The sequence below is a fragment of the Bdellovibrio sp. HCB209 genome (genome assembly GCF_047306065.1).
GTDB lineage: Bacteria > Bdellovibrionota > Bdellovibrionia > Bdellovibrionales > Bdellovibrionaceae > Bdellovibrio.
In genome coordinates, this window is sequence record NZ_CP178618.1 from 2,649,687 (window position 1) to 2,663,618 (window position 13,932).

At 45.0% G+C, this 13,932-nt stretch carries 15 protein-coding genes; 10 read left to right on the forward strand and 5 right to left on the reverse strand.

All coding sequences use genetic code 11. The features are described from left to right. The first annotated feature begins 13 nt into the window (after window positions 1-13). The 4 genes from ACLVWP_RS12855 to ACLVWP_RS12870 all read left to right on the forward strand — a co-directional run bounded on the left by ACLVWP_RS12855 (window position 14) and on the right by ACLVWP_RS12870 (window position 4,540). Window positions 14-2,131 carry an LTA synthase family protein gene (locus ACLVWP_RS12855; protein WP_413557756.1) on the forward strand — a complete coding sequence of 706 codons (2,118 nt, stop codon included), beginning with the start codon at window positions 14-16 and terminating at the stop codon, window positions 2,129-2,131. Then, the gene (locus ACLVWP_RS12860) at window positions 2,112-2,798 is read left to right on the forward strand and encodes a response regulator transcription factor (protein WP_413557758.1); all 687 of its coding nucleotides are present in this window, start codon (window positions 2,112-2,114) and stop codon (window positions 2,796-2,798) included. Before ACLVWP_RS12855 ends, ACLVWP_RS12860 begins: the two co-directional genes overlap by 20 nt. Further along, window positions 2,776-4,233 carry an ATP-binding protein gene (locus ACLVWP_RS12865; protein WP_413557759.1) on the forward strand — a complete coding sequence of 486 codons (1,458 nt, stop codon included), beginning with the start codon at window positions 2,776-2,778 and terminating at the stop codon, window positions 4,231-4,233. Before ACLVWP_RS12860 ends, ACLVWP_RS12865 begins: the two co-directional genes overlap by 23 nt. Before the next feature lie 88 nt (window positions 4,234-4,321). Then, complete coding sequence (locus ACLVWP_RS12870; RefSeq protein ID WP_413557760.1) at window positions 4,322-4,540, forward strand: hypothetical protein; 219 nt, start codon at window positions 4,322-4,324, stop codon at window positions 4,538-4,540. A gap of 86 nt (window positions 4,541-4,626) precedes the next feature. Here the strand turns inward: ACLVWP_RS12870 and ACLVWP_RS12875 are convergent, their stop codons facing one another. Genes ACLVWP_RS12875 through ACLVWP_RS12885 form a run of 3 tightly spaced genes read right to left on the reverse strand, consistent with a single transcriptional unit; the run spans window position 4,627 to window position 7,726 of the window. After that, on the reverse strand, window positions 4,627-5,913 hold the full coding sequence (locus ACLVWP_RS12875) for a putative Na+/H+ antiporter (protein WP_413557761.1): 1,287 nt from the start codon (window positions 5,911-5,913) through the stop codon (window positions 4,627-4,629). Window positions 5,914-5,935: 22 nt separating this feature from the next. Continuing rightward, on the reverse strand, window positions 5,936-6,847 hold the full coding sequence (locus tag ACLVWP_RS12880; protein WP_413557762.1) for an ADP-ribosylglycohydrolase family protein: 912 nt from the start codon (window positions 6,845-6,847) through the stop codon (window positions 5,936-5,938). A gap of 9 nt (window positions 6,848-6,856) precedes the next feature. Further along, the gene (locus ACLVWP_RS12885) at window positions 6,857-7,726 is read right to left on the reverse strand and encodes an HNH endonuclease family protein (protein ID WP_413557763.1); all 870 of its coding nucleotides are present in this window, start codon (window positions 7,724-7,726) and stop codon (window positions 6,857-6,859) included. Between the two features lie 138 nt (window positions 7,727-7,864). Here ACLVWP_RS12885 and ACLVWP_RS12890 point away from each other — a divergent pair, with 138 nt between their 5' ends. From ACLVWP_RS12890 to ACLVWP_RS12905, 4 genes are all read left to right on the forward strand, one after another. Beyond that, window positions 7,865-8,890 carry a hypothetical protein gene (locus ACLVWP_RS12890; RefSeq protein WP_413557764.1) on the forward strand — a complete coding sequence of 342 codons (1,026 nt, stop codon included), beginning with the start codon at window positions 7,865-7,867 and terminating at the stop codon, window positions 8,888-8,890. A gap of 2 nt (window positions 8,891-8,892) precedes the next feature. After that, window positions 8,893-9,504, forward strand: a complete 612-nt coding sequence (locus ACLVWP_RS12895; RefSeq protein ID WP_413557765.1) for a Crp/Fnr family transcriptional regulator — start codon at window positions 8,893-8,895, stop codon at window positions 9,502-9,504. A 179-nt stretch (window positions 9,505-9,683) separates the two neighbouring features. After that, on the forward strand, window positions 9,684-11,021 hold the full coding sequence (locus ACLVWP_RS12900; protein ID WP_413557767.1) for an OmpA family protein: 1,338 nt from the start codon (window positions 9,684-9,686) through the stop codon (window positions 11,019-11,021). A gap of 3 nt (window positions 11,022-11,024) precedes the next feature. Continuing rightward, window positions 11,025-11,333: a transcriptional regulator gene (locus tag ACLVWP_RS12905; protein WP_413557769.1), complete on the forward strand. Its 309-nt coding sequence runs from the start codon at window positions 11,025-11,027 to the stop codon at window positions 11,331-11,333. 3 nt (window positions 11,334-11,336) lie between these two features. Here the strand turns inward: ACLVWP_RS12905 and ACLVWP_RS12910 are convergent, their stop codons facing one another. Continuing rightward, entirely contained in the window at window positions 11,337-11,999 is a 663-nt protein-coding gene (locus ACLVWP_RS12910) for a protein-L-isoaspartate O-methyltransferase family protein (RefSeq protein ID WP_413557770.1), read from the reverse strand. Between the two features lie 203 nt (window positions 12,000-12,202). Between ACLVWP_RS12910 and ACLVWP_RS12915 the strand changes: the two genes are divergently transcribed. Next, on the forward strand, window positions 12,203-12,727 hold the full coding sequence (locus ACLVWP_RS12915) for a Dps family protein (RefSeq protein WP_413557771.1): 525 nt from the start codon (window positions 12,203-12,205) through the stop codon (window positions 12,725-12,727). Between the two features lie 80 nt (window positions 12,728-12,807). Here ACLVWP_RS12915 and ACLVWP_RS12920 read toward each other — a convergent pair whose 3' ends face one another. Continuing rightward, on the reverse strand, window positions 12,808-13,077 hold the full coding sequence (locus ACLVWP_RS12920) for a KH domain-containing protein (RefSeq protein ID WP_413557772.1): 270 nt from the start codon (window positions 13,075-13,077) through the stop codon (window positions 12,808-12,810). A 257-nt stretch (window positions 13,078-13,334) separates the two neighbouring features. On the opposite strand from ACLVWP_RS12920, the gene ACLVWP_RS12925 reads away from it, so the two are divergent. Continuing rightward, the gene (locus ACLVWP_RS12925) at window positions 13,335-13,772 is read left to right on the forward strand and encodes a hypothetical protein (protein ID WP_413557773.1); all 438 of its coding nucleotides are present in this window, start codon (window positions 13,335-13,337) and stop codon (window positions 13,770-13,772) included. Window positions 13,773-13,932: the final 160 nt, after the last annotated feature.

The following is a 13,932-nucleotide window of genomic DNA, read 5'->3' on the forward strand; positions in this document are numbered from 1 at the left end:
CGTTTCCTCTCTCATGGAAAATGCTCGCGCCCGTTGGCTTTTACAGACTTGGCTTTACCTCAAACGCATTCTGATCGTGAATGTGGTTTTCATCTTTGTCGGCACTCTATGGCGCTTAGCTTTCATGTGGACTTACGGCAGCTCCGCAGAATTAAAACAGCTTTCAAACGATGTGACTCACGCCTTTATTTTAGGGGCTCGCTTTGACAGCACGGTTCTGTGCTACATCAACTCCATTCCTTTTTTGATTTGGTTTTTGCTAAGCCTCATTGCTTGGATCAAACCTGCCGAAAAATTCCTGGATCGCACCTTTTCACGATTCGCAAAATTTCTGATCCCCTACTATGCGGTCATGCTTTTGATCGTCGTTTTTGTGAGTGCTGTTGATTATGTCTATTACAGTTTTTACCAGGACCGCATCAACGTTCTTATCTTTGGTTTTTTTGAAGACGATACGATTGCCCTGATCAAAACGATTTGGCGCAATTACCCTATGGTTTGGATCTTCCTTTGCCTGGTTGTTTTCACTTACCTTTTATACAAAGGGCTTAAAGTGAATTTCACCCGCGGCAAAGAGTGGTTGCCGTTGAATATCAAAAAAGTTCCAGCCATCGTGTTCCCTGTTATCTTTTTGGTTTTGTTTGTCGCAAACGGCATCGGCGCCCGCGGTGGCTTGGCTCTTTTCCCACTTTCAGAAATGGATACGGGAATTTCGAAAAGCATTTTCATCAATCACCTTTCCTTCAATGGTGTTCGTTCTTTCACCCGCGCGATCGAGCTAAAAGCGCAACAAACATCCCATTGGGACAGCAATTTAAAGCATTACGGTTACGAGCATAATATCCGTCAGGCCTTTGCCGATTTCTATCAGATCCCTGAAGCCTCTGTCCCCCAAGATCCCTTAGATCTTTTGGGTCATACGACAGCTAAAAATGCTTGGGCCGAGTCCACAAAGCCTCACGTGCTTTTGCTCGTGATGGAGTCTTGGGGTGGTTACTGGCTTCAATACGACAAGCCTGAGTTTGATCTTTTAGGTGATTTAAAAACTCACATGCAAGAAGACACTTACATCACGAACTTCCTTTCCAGCACCAATGCGACGATTGGAAGCTTGAGTTGTTTGATGATTGGTGCTCCACAAAGACCTATCAGCGAGTTCTTAACCGAGAGTGGTTACTTGCAAGTGCCTTTCCGCTCTAGCCCCGCTCGCACATTCAAAAGATCGGGATACACATCGCGTTTCTTGTATGGTGGCAATCCCGGCTGGCGGGAAATTAATAAGTTCGCACTGATGCAGGGATTTGACACGGTTGAAGGCGACACAGAGATTTTTGAAACCCTGAAAGGCCCCCGTGAACGTCATGATTGGGGCGTTTATGATGAAGATCTTTTTGATTACGTCTTTAACTCATTGAGTGAAGCAAAAACGCCGCAGTTTTTGCTGACGATGACGACGACCAATCATCCTCCGTACCAACTGCCGTCAACTTACAAGTCTCCGCAGCTCACGCCTCCGACGGAGTTACAATCACGCCTGATTGGCGATCGCTCCCTGGCAGAAAAACGCTTTAGAACTTATCGCTACTCGGCTCAAAAATTGGCTGAGTTCTTAGAGCGCGTGAAAAACTCCCCGCTGAAGGACAAATTGATCATCGGCATTACTGGTGACCATACTTTCTGGATCGTGAACTTCGGCGAAGACCAATTGCTACAAAAAGGCTCGGTGCCTTTTTACCTCTACATGCCTGCAGCCATTCGTAAAAAATTAGATCCAGATACATTTGGTTCCCACGCGGATATTTTACCGACACTTTACAATCTCGCTTTGTCTGACAAAAAGTACTATGCTTTGGGCAGAGACCTGTTTGCCAAATCGGGCGACTTTGCGGTGAACAACAACAACCTGATCGTCGATCGTGACGGCGGAGTGTTGGTTGCTTCTCGCCGCGAAAACGATACGAACCTAAATTGGGAAGGACATTATCAACGTCTGATCCCTGGCACTGACACACCGGAAAAAACGGCTCTGTCATTGAAGTATAAATCTCTCATGGGTGTACTTGATTATTACTTCATGAAAGAAAAAGAAGAAAAGAAAGGACTGACTGACAATGCGGATACTCGTCGTTGAAGATCAAGCCAAAATGGCTAACTTTCTAAAAAAAGGTCTGAATGAAGTTGGCTACGCTGTTGATATTGCCGAAAGCGGAACAGCCGCCGAATCCTATATGGCCCAGGGTGACTACGATCTAGTGATCTTGGATGTCATGCTTCCTGACCAAAATGGTATCGATACAGCTCGCCACTTACGTCGTGACGGCTATGCGGGGCCCATCTTGATGGTGACGGCCCTTTCCACAACCAAAGATAAAGTAAATGGTTTAGATGCAGGTGCAGATGATTATCTGACAAAGCCCTATTCCTTTGATGAGCTTCATGCTCGAGTCCGTGCTCTGCTTCGTCGCAAAGGCAGTCCTAACGGTGGCACGATGACCAATGTTTTGAAATACGCCGACCTGGAACTGGATCTGCTACAACGAAAAGTTCGCAGATCGGGCCAAGATGTCTCCTTAACCACGAAAGAGTTCGCGCTGCTAGAATACTTTATGCGCAACCCTGAGCGTCCTTTGGGACGTGTCTCTATTGCTGAACATGTTTGGGATATTCACTTTGATTCGGAATCAAACGTGATTGACGTGTATATCAATCTTTTGCGTAAAAAGATCGATGCACCCTTCAACAAACGACTTATTCACACAGTGGTAGGGACTGGCTATGTTCTTAAAGAGTCTCCGTAGACTTTTTGAAAAATTCAGCATCCGTGCACGCCTCGTTCTGATTTTCGTCGTGATCTTTGGCGTAACCACGATTCTGTTCAACATGCTGATCTTTAAAATGTCGATCGATAATCTTCAGCAGGATTTCGACGATGCTCTTTTCAATTATTCTGTCGACGTTTCTGAAGGTGTGGAGATCGGCGTTAAAGGTGACTTGAACTTTCCTCCCCTGCGCCTAGATCACGGTAAAATTCTACCGTTTCCACTAGGAACTGCGTTGATTCAAGTACGCCACAGCTCTGGCGCGGTCTTGGCCCGTGTCGGAAATTTTGGTGAGTTCAATCCTCCTTATAAAAAAGATTTTGATCGCATCTGGGCTGGTGAAGAGGCCACCTATCGTACGATTGAACATATTCACAACATCCCCTCTGCCGAGGCGGATTCCTATCGTTTGATTTCATTTCCTCTGGATAATGCGGCGAAACCGCAATTGCTTTTGCAAATCGCAGTGCCCATGACTCTTTTGGAAACTCAGATCAGCAAACGTTTGACGTTACTAGAGATCGGTATTCCGGTGGTCTTGCTGATTGCGACCTTCGGGGGATTATTCCTTTCCGCACGCGCCCTAGCACCCGTAAATCACATGATCGACATCGCTAAAGAGATTAAAGCGAGTGAACTTTCAAGACGAGTTCCCGTGCCGACAGCCAATGATGAAATCAAAAAATTGGCGCTGACCTTGAACGAAATGTTAGATCGTATCGAACAGGCATTTTCATCCCAAGAACGTTTCGTCGCCGATGCTTCCCACCAACTTTTGACACCCTTAACGATCATGCGCCAAGAAATTGAACTCTTGAAAAAGCAAGATCGCCTCGACATTGAACAGTATGCCAAGAGCGCCCTTCAAGAAGTCGACAACCTTGCGAACATCGTTCAAGAGATGTTGCTATTAGCTCGCGCGGATGCCGGGCTCGGAGCTTTGAGCCTTCAAGAAATTTCATTGGAAGAATTAGTTTTTGAAGCCCTTACCCGCTGTGAAAAACTCGCAAGCTCCAAAGGGATTAAACTTAAATTTAATATCCACAACGAATCGACGGCCGATCGTAAAAGTGTTCGCGGTGATCGCGACTTGTTAGAAAACTTAGTTTTCAACATTATTGAAAATGCCATTAAGTATTCGCCGAACAATGAGGTCGTCACAATCACTTTGATTTGGAAAGAAGATATCAGTAGATTGGTTGTCGAAGATCGTGGACCGGGAATTCCTGAGGACAAATTGCCGTTTATCTTTGAACGATTCTCACGCGGATCTTCTGTGGAGAATAAAGTTAAGGGCTTTGGTCTAGGCTTAGCCATTGCGCAGAAAATTGCAAATCTCCATGAAGCAAAGCTAAGTGCTGAGAATCACGAACAGAACGGTGCGATATTCTCGCTTGAAATTAAAAACATTTAATATGTTTTTAATCAGGGTTTTAACTTCCTTTGTTAGGCTGGTTTTGTTTCCGATTAAGGAAAACATAAATAAACCACTTGGAGGTTTTATGAAATTCGCATCTCTAGTATTGTCTGTTGTATTCGCTGGTGTTGTTGCTCAAGCTAACGAAACTGCTGCTCCTGCAGCTACTACTGCTGCTCCAGCTGCTGCTACTGAAGCTGCACCTGTTGCAACTAAAGAAGTAAAAGCTGAGAAAAAAGCTGCAAAAAAACACGGCAAAAAAGCTGCTAAAGAAGAAGTAAAAAAAGAAGAAGCTGCTCACTAGTTTGAGTACTTCGAGCTTTTTGCTCTTAGTTAAAAGGGAACCCTCGGGTTCCCTTTTTTTATTCCTAAATTGTATCTAATATTTTTCTAGATATACCAAAGACAGATAATCGCTACGGCTGTTGGTGCAAGTGCCGCTACCAAAAGCTTCACTGGCTTCAAGCCACCTGGAAATTTGTGACTTAGAACTGAGTATCCTGCCGCATTCGGCGCATTTGCGATAATGGTCAAACCACCACCTGCTAAAGCCCCGGCCACCAACGCGTACTTACTAGAGTCCGATAAATCCACTTGCGATCCCAAATATGTGAGTGCCGCATTGTCAGTGATTGCAGTTAGCAATGTCGCACCTTTGAAAAGAACCGCATCATTCATTTTACTTAAAAGCGGAGCCAACCACCATTTTTGGAAAGCACCGAACTGAATGATCCCGCCCAGGAACAAGGAAACCAATAAGCTTTCTTTCAGACGTAAATGATCTTGATAACGAATCGTGACTGAAGCCACACCAAGGAACATCAGGAAAATTCCCAAGAAAGCATTACGATGGTGTCCTGTCAGAACAATCCCCGCTAAGAAAGCGACGTGAATCAACGTCACCTGCCAAGGGATCGCAGCATGACCACTTGCCAAGCGAGTTTCGACCTCTTTAAGCGTGATGCAATTTTTCGCAAAGTCTTTTCTGAAAATCAGAATCAAACCAACCGCATTGATCACGACAGCAATCGCAGATCTCCAGCCCAAGTGAGTGATGACGTAAGTAAAGTCCCATCCCCATTTGGAAGCCACCATCAAAATCGGAGGTGCCGCAAATGGAGTTAACGCCCCACCAATCGAGACGTTCACGAATAGAACCGCAATCAGTGCATAGATAAGTTTGCTGTTTTCTTTCTGTAACATGGCGTTCAGCATGAAGGCTGTTACCGTCATCGCCGCAGGCTCAGTAATAAAGCTACCTGCCAAGGGCCCGATGATCATCACCACTGTCAAATCAGTAACAACCGCTGGAGTCTTAAAAATTTTCTGAAACACAGAACTGATTGCCGCAATCCCCTGACGAGCAATCGCCAAAATAGGACGAGTTGAACACACCACCATGATTGCAAAAATAAAGAACGGCTCGGTGAAATCTAATGAGTTCTGGTAATTAATCGCAGGAGTCCATCCCTCCATCGCGATATAAATGACCATAAAAAGACTGGCCCAAATAGCAAAAACCGCTTCGATCTCTCCCAAAAGATGCAAGATCCCAGAGCGCATCGAGTTTTTAGGAAAATGATGAGACCACTCCATGATTTTCCCCACCATGAATGTGTGGATCACTGCGAGTGCGAAAAATACGGTGCCGATAAGTTCTAATGTTGTGTATGTCATGTGGGAATTTTACCCACCAGGTTTAGTTTTGTCTAAAAAAACCGGATACCAACTGCCGAATCTCTTCTTTGAATTCTAATTGATGAAGCCATCTTTCGGGAGTCGCTTGCGATCCATAGAAGGCTCCACACAATACTCCGGCTACAGCTCCACAAGAGTCAGAGTCATCGCCGCGGTTGACCACTGCGATCAGCGAATCTTCGAGATTTTCATATTTTAAAAACGCCCATAATCCAGCGCATAAAGTATCAACGCAAAATCCCGACGTAGATATGTTTTCCCAAGATGTGTCAGGAACTTTTATTAACTTTTGATAGATAAAGGGACTGATTTTTTCCGCTTCATTAACAGCCATGGCAAAAATTTCGTTTTTACTTTTTCCAGCCAATGCCGCTTTCACAGCTGGAATAAAAATCAGATCCGTGTCCACGCAGTGCTGATGACCGTGAGTCATCTTGGTCTGCGTGATTAAGAGTTCATGCAAACCTTGTGTTTTCTCTGAACCGTAAACGCCTAAAGCATCCTCTGACAATAGAGCCATAGGTGCTACACGCATGATGGATCCATTTCCTTGGAATTCGTCGTTGATAAACCCACACTCGCGTAAGGGTTTCCCCGCTTTCAGATTTTCCAAGCCCTTGACCGTAGTTGTCCCAATATCAGGAGGGTTGCTGGCAAACCATTTGAGCATTTCTGATTTTAAAATATCAAAGGAGATTTCTTGAGAGGATTTCAACGAGCGCATCACTGCTAACATCAAATCGGTATCGTCTGTGGCCTCACCCGGTGCCCAGTTGAATTTTCCACCGCCGACAATTTCAGTTTTAGTATTCCACTGAGGTTGAGGATCTAAAAACTCCCAAGGAGCACCCAAAGAGTCCCCAGCATGGAGACCCCACAACATTCCTAAAACTCTGTCTTGATAAGAAATCATTCTCTCGGTTTAGCGGCAAAGATTTGCATTGTCAGCCATAAACTGACGTTGCGCTTGCAGGTCTGCCACTGAATATTGGAACGTGGAAAGATCGCAGTTGTTCTGCTGAATCAAAGCTTCAACCGCGGCTTTTTCTGGTGGAGTGATACCCAGATCCCAGATCGCTTTTACTTTCAACCATTGTTCCAAGTACTGACAACGGTACGCACGATTTGGCGGCATGTAGCCTTGTGGTGAGCTGTCACTTTTCGCCATGTTCTCGTGAGCGTCTGTGGAAAGAAGTTGGAAATCATTCCCCATGTAGTTCGCATACAAGCAGCGTTTTGCAAAATTCCATCTGTGGGCACCGCTCACATAAGCATTCTTCAACGGAACAAAGTGATCGATCTGAATTTCAGATGCGTGTTCTACAGTTGCGCCCGTGTACGGTTCATCCCACAGTCCTTTTTGAACTGTGCAACCGTTCGATGCCATTGAAACAGGAACTTTGGAATCACGAACCAAAACCAAGCCACGAGTGTTCAAACAAGAGCTGTCGTTGTTCGGGCGAATCCAACCACCAAAATGTTTGCTACGATTATAAGCCTCACCGACATTGCCGTAGTCTTCATCATGATGACTGAAGCGCAGCAACGAAATCATCGTGGTTTTTATCTCTTGGATGGAAGCATTGGCGTCAAAAAATTCTTGGATCGTTTCAAGCGGATTTACGGAAGATGTGTAGCGAACAGAGGAGTTTTGAAGGGAAGGCTGCAGAGCGACAGTGTAGTACTCACTGAATCTGGGATTACTTCCACTTACTTCCGTAAGTAAATTCTCCCTCGCATGCACCTTAAACGCACAAACAGATACGAGCGCTCCGATCAGAAGCTTCTTCATCTTGTGTTCCCCCAACAAGACTTCCTTGTCTTGCATAATTTTGCGGATATAACCATTAAAGAAGGACCAAAGACCTAAGGCAAGGTTATAATTGTTAGAGTTCTGTTAGACGCTGTGAATTCAGGAAAAAGAGAGATTATGTTACGCGCAGGGCGCTTTCGCCACCGTTTGTTAGACGAACAGTTTTTAGAGAATAACTCTGCGCAGGCATCGGTTTCTTTGGCTCCATTCCTCTCTCAATGGCGCAATGGACTGTTGACCGACGTTGAAATGGCCTGCGTCTATCTTTTGATCTTTAATTTTCTGCGACGACCATCTGACTTTATGGGTGGAAAGCACAACCTCCCGCTTCCGCAATCAACATCAAATGGCACATCTGTTTCTTGCCGTGAGGTTGTAGAAACCCTGCGTCCCACGTTGCCGGAAAGTCTTCGCCATGCCAAAAGCCTTCGCCTTTTTGACAATGATGATGGTTTCGTTACTTTGTTTTCGGCTCACAGCTGGCGCTCCATCCCCTTTTCAGTCCAGCGAAGTTTGGCGTGCTGGGAGGCGGGACTTTATCCTTTGCAACTGATGACTCGCTTGCCGTCTGAATTGGAAGTCCTAGAAATGCAGGCCCGTGGGGAACGTGTTGTGAGCATGTTGATCGAAGCTGACCAGATCAAAAACTTTGTCGAGGAAGGCCGCGATGTTTTAGGCTTCATCGTCCATGATCTGATCCATGCGGATCACTTCTTTCATGATCCGCGCAAAGCCCAGGCACAAATTCACTTTTGCCAACACTTGCTGAAGGTTTTAGAACTTCCTCAGATTCAAACAATGCTGACCACCGATGCTGTTTTTCGCAAAGAGTTTCATTATCTAATGTCTGATATGAATTCCGTTCCCCTGCATCTGCTAAAAACCCTGAAAGCGGTCCTTTTAGGGTTCTATAAAAGACAAGCCAGCCCAGATATGAAACAGCCACTCCCCCTGATTGCGGAATTGAAGTTTAATGAGTGTTACCGCCAGGTTTTGGAAAATTGGAACTTTTCAGACCTGGAGTTTTCGGCAGCCCTTCGCCTAAACACAGAGAACTACGTCCATCCGGCTGATAGCGTCCTGTTAGATCAGGCTCTGAGTAAAAATCATTCGCCAACTGAAAACTATTTGGTAATCTCTTAAGTATGAAACTTAAGGATCTTCTGGATAAAGCACAGACATTTCGCCGCTTCAAAGCGGGGCAGACTATTTTTGAAGCCGGTGGAGAACCACTTGGTCTGTACAAAGTCCAAGAAGGTTTGATCAAACTGGATTCCACTTCTGCTACAGGAACGTCTCACACGTTGCGCCTGATCGGACCAGATGGTCTTGTTGGTTATCGTGCCTTGTTTGCTGGTGAAAATTATTACGCTACGGCCATTGCCGTGGAAGAATCCGTTTTATCTTTCGTTCCTAAAAATGAAATTCTGGGACTTTTCCGCGACCACCCAGAAGCAGCGATGCAATTTCTTGAGTTTCTTTCCAGAGACTTGCGCGTAGCCGAAGCCAAGTGGACAGGTCAAATGGACAAAGACGCAGCTGCAAGAATTGCCGATGCTCTTTTGTTTTTACAGCATCACTTCCCACAGCAAAATTGGACTCGTAAAGAAATCGCCCAATGGGCCGGCACAACTCCCGAGACAGTGATCCGCACCCTAGCGAATTTTGAAAAAGAAGGCATCATCGACCAATCTTCAGGCCGTACGATCCAAATCAAAAATCGCGACCTCTTGCTATCAAAAGCAGTAGAAGAATAAATTCACTTTTCAACTGTGACTCCATATTTTCATTGAGTAATAAAAGCGGCCTGCCTTAACGTCAGGCTGCTTGTGTATCGTCAGTGTTCATTTCAAGTTTCGTCCTTTCTCTTGTCGCCTCTTTAACAGCGGGTTTAGCCTGTGACTAAGTTTTTTAAAAGCAAATCACAGGAGGATTTATGCTGTCTCGATTCAACAAGGTCATGATTTTATCGGCCTTCGCAGTAGCCTTCGCCGGTTGCGCAAGCAACCCACCCAATGTCGTCTCTATCCCCAACTCATCTGATCCCGCAGTGGAAGTTGCGCGCACTGAAGAACTGGTTAACGAAGCCCGCGCCAAACAGATGGATGTCCTTTCCCCTGATAACTTCAAAGATGCGGAAAGAGCCTTAAGTAAGGCAAAGGATTATCAGGCTGATAAAAAAAGCTCTGAAAAAATCCTGCAACAAGTTTCTTATTCCCGTGCTTGGCTTAAAGAGGGTGAAAGCAAATCAGACATCGCCAGAAAATCTTTGGGTGAAATTGTTGATGCCCGCAGCGGTGCTTTAAGAGCCAATGCTCCAACGATGTATCCTAAAGAATGGAAGAAGCTTGAAAACAAACTTGAAAATACAACTAAAGACATCGAAGGCGGAAGCCTAACGGCCGCTGATAAAAAAGGTGCCGATATCGTTGCAGCCTATCGTCAAATTGAACGCGACTCTGTGGCGAAACAGTACTTGGGCAAAGCCAGAATGACGATCGAAGAAGCCGAGAAAGACAAAGCTTCAGAGAAAGCACCTAAATCGTTGGCCATGGCTCAGGGCAAATACAATCAAACTATGAAATTGATTGCCCAAGATCCACGCAATACAGCGGCCATTGCCAGAACTTCCGAAGATGCAACTCGTGAGTCAGACCATTTGGCTGAAGTGATGAACAAAGTGAATGCTGGCAATAGCGAGGCTTTGGTTCTACAAAATGAACGTCAACAAAGAATGATCTCAAGCCTGCGCAAAGAAACTAAATCCCAAGAAAGAGAGCTCACTCAAGCTGAAAAACAGTTAGAGGTCGCAAAACAACAAGAGGCTGAATTGATGCGCCAGCAAGCTCTGACTCAAACTGCCGACAAACTTCGTGGCGAATTACGCCCTAACGAAGCTGAGGTCTTCACTCAAGATGGTAAAGTGATGGTGCGCCTCAAAGGCCTTAACTTTGCGAGTGGTAAAACAACTCTGACTCCGCAAAATAAAAGTCTTTTGAAAAAAGTTGAAACGGCCTTGAATGACGTTCCGACTTCAAAAATCGAAGTGCAAGGACATACGGACTCTACCGGCAAGGCAGACCTGAATCAGAAAATCTCAGAGCAACGTGCGAAATCTGTTCAACAAGCCTTGATCGCTAGCGGAGCTTCCTCGCAAAATGTGAATGCTATCGGCATGGGAGACGAACATCCAATCAGCAACAATGGAACAGCAGCAGGTCGAGCACAAAACAGACGTATTGACCTGGTTATCGAACCAAAAATTCAGGAGTAGGTTATGGCAAACTTTCCCGGAAATGCATGGCAGGATTTAAAGAAAGAGCTCATGGAAAAATGGCATGAGCTTACCGAGAACGATTTAGATAGCACTCGGGGAAACTCAAACTCAATCGTAGATCTTTTGGAAAAAAAGGTGGGAATGCGTATCGAAGAGGCCAGCGAACGATTTGCTGAAATCGCCTCACGCTATCACCTTTACGATGAGCCCGAGGACGAGAAACCAACGGCCATTAAGCCCGAACAAGAACGCGTGATGGAGTTAAAACCAGATCGCACCAATCGTCCCGACATCAATCCAAAACATTAAATCTTACAGAGTCCCGTCGTTCAGGCGGGATTCTGCATCCCTATTGACGCTAACAAACGAACACGGAATTGAATTCAAGACATGCGGTTGGCCGTTTGATTTCTTAATCAACTCGAGCATGTCATTCTTCTTGTCTTGCTTTCTAACAAATACCATCAAGCCGTCATCTTTAAGTTGAGCAAATATTTTTTCCGGCATTTCACTCGAACCTGCAGTGAAAATAACCCGGTCATAAGGCGCCTCTGCCTCATAGCCTTCAAATCCGTCGCCCGTGAAGACCTTTGCATTCGTGATACGCATTTGATCTAAAATCCCACGCGCACGATCTGCAACCTCCGGAATAATCTCAGAGCTAATGACTCGTCCCTGCTCTCCCACAATGTGAGCCAGCAAGGCCGTATTCCATCCAGATCCTGCACCCAGTTCAAAGACTTTCATCCCTGGGGCCAATTGCAGCATATCCAAAATGCGCATCACAAAACTTGGCTGAGAAATCGTAGAGACGTAGTCGCCCTTTTTATAGAGCAACAAAGGCGCATCCTCATAGGCTTCTTGCACAGAGTATTCAGGAACAAACAGATGCCTTGGATAGCGATAGTACGCTTCCACAACCTGCTCTGACAGAGGAAGTGATTTCTTTAAAAGCAAATCCTGGTAGTGCTCCACTCTAAATCCTTATTTATTTTGAAAGCCAAGTTTTAGCGAGACGATTCCCCGGTGTCACGTTACACCACCTCCACAAAGGCCCCGTCGCATTGTCAGCAAACATATAGTTTTTGCCTATACCTTTCATAACAAAAGAAGATTTTTCTTCTAGGTTGTTTAGGCCTATCCTGTGTTCGTTAGGAATTGCTCACTAGGAGGTCATAATGAAATACGCATCTACTCACAAAGAAAACAACACCACAGTTCATAGCTTCAATAAGGCCACTGCGAAAGGCCAAAAAACAGACATGGAAACAGGGACAGTGGCGGAGTTGAAAAAAACTTTGGCGGATGAATATCTATTGCAATTAAAAACCCAAAATTTCCACTGGAACGTAGAAGGCCCTCTCTTTTTCTCTCTGCATAAACTGTTTGAAAAACAGTACGATCAGATCTCTGAATATGTCGATCGTTCCGCAGAGATTATTAGAGCTTTGAAATCACCTGCCCCAGGTAGTTTTGAAGAATTTAGAAAACTTGCAGATGTTGAAGAATGCACTGACACAAAACTCAGTGCCACGAAGATGATCGATATACTAACAGCCGATCACACCACACTTGCAGAGCTCTACAAAGCCCGCCTTGAAACAGCGGAGCATGAAGAGGAAACCAGTGCTGTGACTCTGTATGAAGACTTGATCAGCTTCCATGAAAAAGCAGCCTGGATGATTCGCAGTCATCTCTCCTAGTGGCGCTGCTTTTCCAGAAAAAGCAAAAGGCACCTTGCTTAGGTGCCTTTTGTCTTTGTTCATTATTTTAAATTAAATACTTACACAACAAGTTCGATAATTGCGCGGAATCCGTGATTCCCAGCCATGGCTCCCAAGATATTTCTCAATGAAGAAATGTTCTTGCCTTGAGCCCCGATCAATTTACCGCGATATTCTTGCGGCAATTCAACCTTGTAAATCGTTGTCTTCTCTCCACAGGAGTAAGTCACTTCCACCTTGTCTGTACAAGATGTCATTTCTTTCACTACTGTCGCCATAATTGATCCGATTCTCTGACGTGCTTCATTCAATTGTTGTTCGACTGTCACAAACGTACTCCCCTAAACACTACACAAGAAATTGTTGCTTCAAAAACTGTTGTCCGCAACATAGATGTCACTTTCTGGTCCTTGTATTGTTCCCATAAAGTAAATGTGAATTCTATTCGATGACAGCGATTGACTGTGCAGGAACAGATTAACTCATCTAGTTACTATTCAATTCGACAAAATCCACGAGTTCAACTTTTCTTTTTCAAACTAGTTGTTTTCAATCGAGACTCCAACAACAACAGGAGGATACACTCATGATTAAAAGACTATCTCAACTCGCAATTGCAGCAGCGTTCGTCACACCTTTGTGCGCTCAAGCCGAGAGCACAGCCGACTTAACAGTCGCAATGGCTGACTCCATCGTGTACTCAAAAGCAGATGCACCTGACTCTTGCAAACAAGTGAAGCTAACAGAGGAGCAGCAAGTTTCACTTCGCGATGCTTTCTTCGACTTCAACAACGCGAAGAAACCTCTTCGTAAAGATGTGAAAAAAGCTATGAAGGATATGAAAAAAGTTTTCTCAAGTTCAACATCAACTCGTGAAGACGCAGTTGCATCACAAGCTGATGTGAAAGCAAAAGTGGAAACACTGGGCGCATTGATGGGCGATTTCCAACTTAAAGTGTTTTTCGATATCTTGACTGCTGAACAACGTGATCCAGCTATGCGTTGCTTAGAAGATTTGAAATAGTAGAGATCATTGCATTTCTAACGCAAGGGGGCTGGTAACCAGTCCCCTTTGCAATTTAAAGCCTGTCCGACGGCTCACTATGAGACTTTCGTCTGGCTCCATAATCTCTCCATAGTTGTGTTTGAAAATGAAACTTAAGGACACGGGTATCATTTGGTAC

Excerpts from the sequence above, each read along its gene's own strand:
- ACLVWP_RS12860 (WP_413557758.1), top strand. The coding sequence starts at position 2,112 with ATGCGGATACTCGTCGTTGAAGATCAAGCCAAAATGGCTAACTTTCTA.
- ACLVWP_RS12880 (WP_413557762.1), bottom strand. The coding sequence starts at position 6,847 with ATGATTTCTTATCAAGACAGAGTTTTAGGAATGTTGTGGGGTCTCCAT.
- ACLVWP_RS12890 (WP_413557764.1), top strand. The coding sequence starts at position 7,865 with ATGTTACGCGCAGGGCGCTTTCGCCACCGTTTGTTAGACGAACAGTTT.
- ACLVWP_RS12925 (WP_413557773.1), top strand. The coding sequence starts at position 13,335 with ATGATTAAAAGACTATCTCAACTCGCAATTGCAGCAGCGTTCGTCACA.
- ACLVWP_RS12905 (WP_413557769.1), top strand. The coding sequence starts at position 11,025 with ATGGCAAACTTTCCCGGAAATGCATGGCAGGATTTAAAGAAAGAGCTC.
- ACLVWP_RS12915 (WP_413557771.1), top strand. The coding sequence starts at position 12,203 with ATGAAATACGCATCTACTCACAAAGAAAACAACACCACAGTTCATAGC.
- ACLVWP_RS12865 (WP_413557759.1), top strand. The coding sequence starts at position 2,776 with ATGTTCTTAAAGAGTCTCCGTAGACTTTTTGAAAAATTCAGCATCCGT.
- ACLVWP_RS12870 (WP_413557760.1), top strand. The coding sequence starts at position 4,322 with ATGAAATTCGCATCTCTAGTATTGTCTGTTGTATTCGCTGGTGTTGTT.
- ACLVWP_RS12875 (WP_413557761.1), bottom strand. The coding sequence starts at position 5,913 with ATGACATACACAACATTAGAACTTATCGGCACCGTATTTTTCGCACTC.
- ACLVWP_RS12855 (WP_413557756.1), top strand. The coding sequence starts at position 14 with ATGGAAAATGCTCGCGCCCGTTGGCTTTTACAGACTTGGCTTTACCTC.
- ACLVWP_RS12885 (WP_413557763.1), bottom strand. The coding sequence starts at position 7,726 with ATGAAGAAGCTTCTGATCGGAGCGCTCGTATCTGTTTGTGCGTTTAAG.
- ACLVWP_RS12895 (WP_413557765.1), top strand. The coding sequence starts at position 8,893 with ATGAAACTTAAGGATCTTCTGGATAAAGCACAGACATTTCGCCGCTTC.
- ACLVWP_RS12900 (WP_413557767.1), top strand. The coding sequence starts at position 9,684 with ATGCTGTCTCGATTCAACAAGGTCATGATTTTATCGGCCTTCGCAGTA.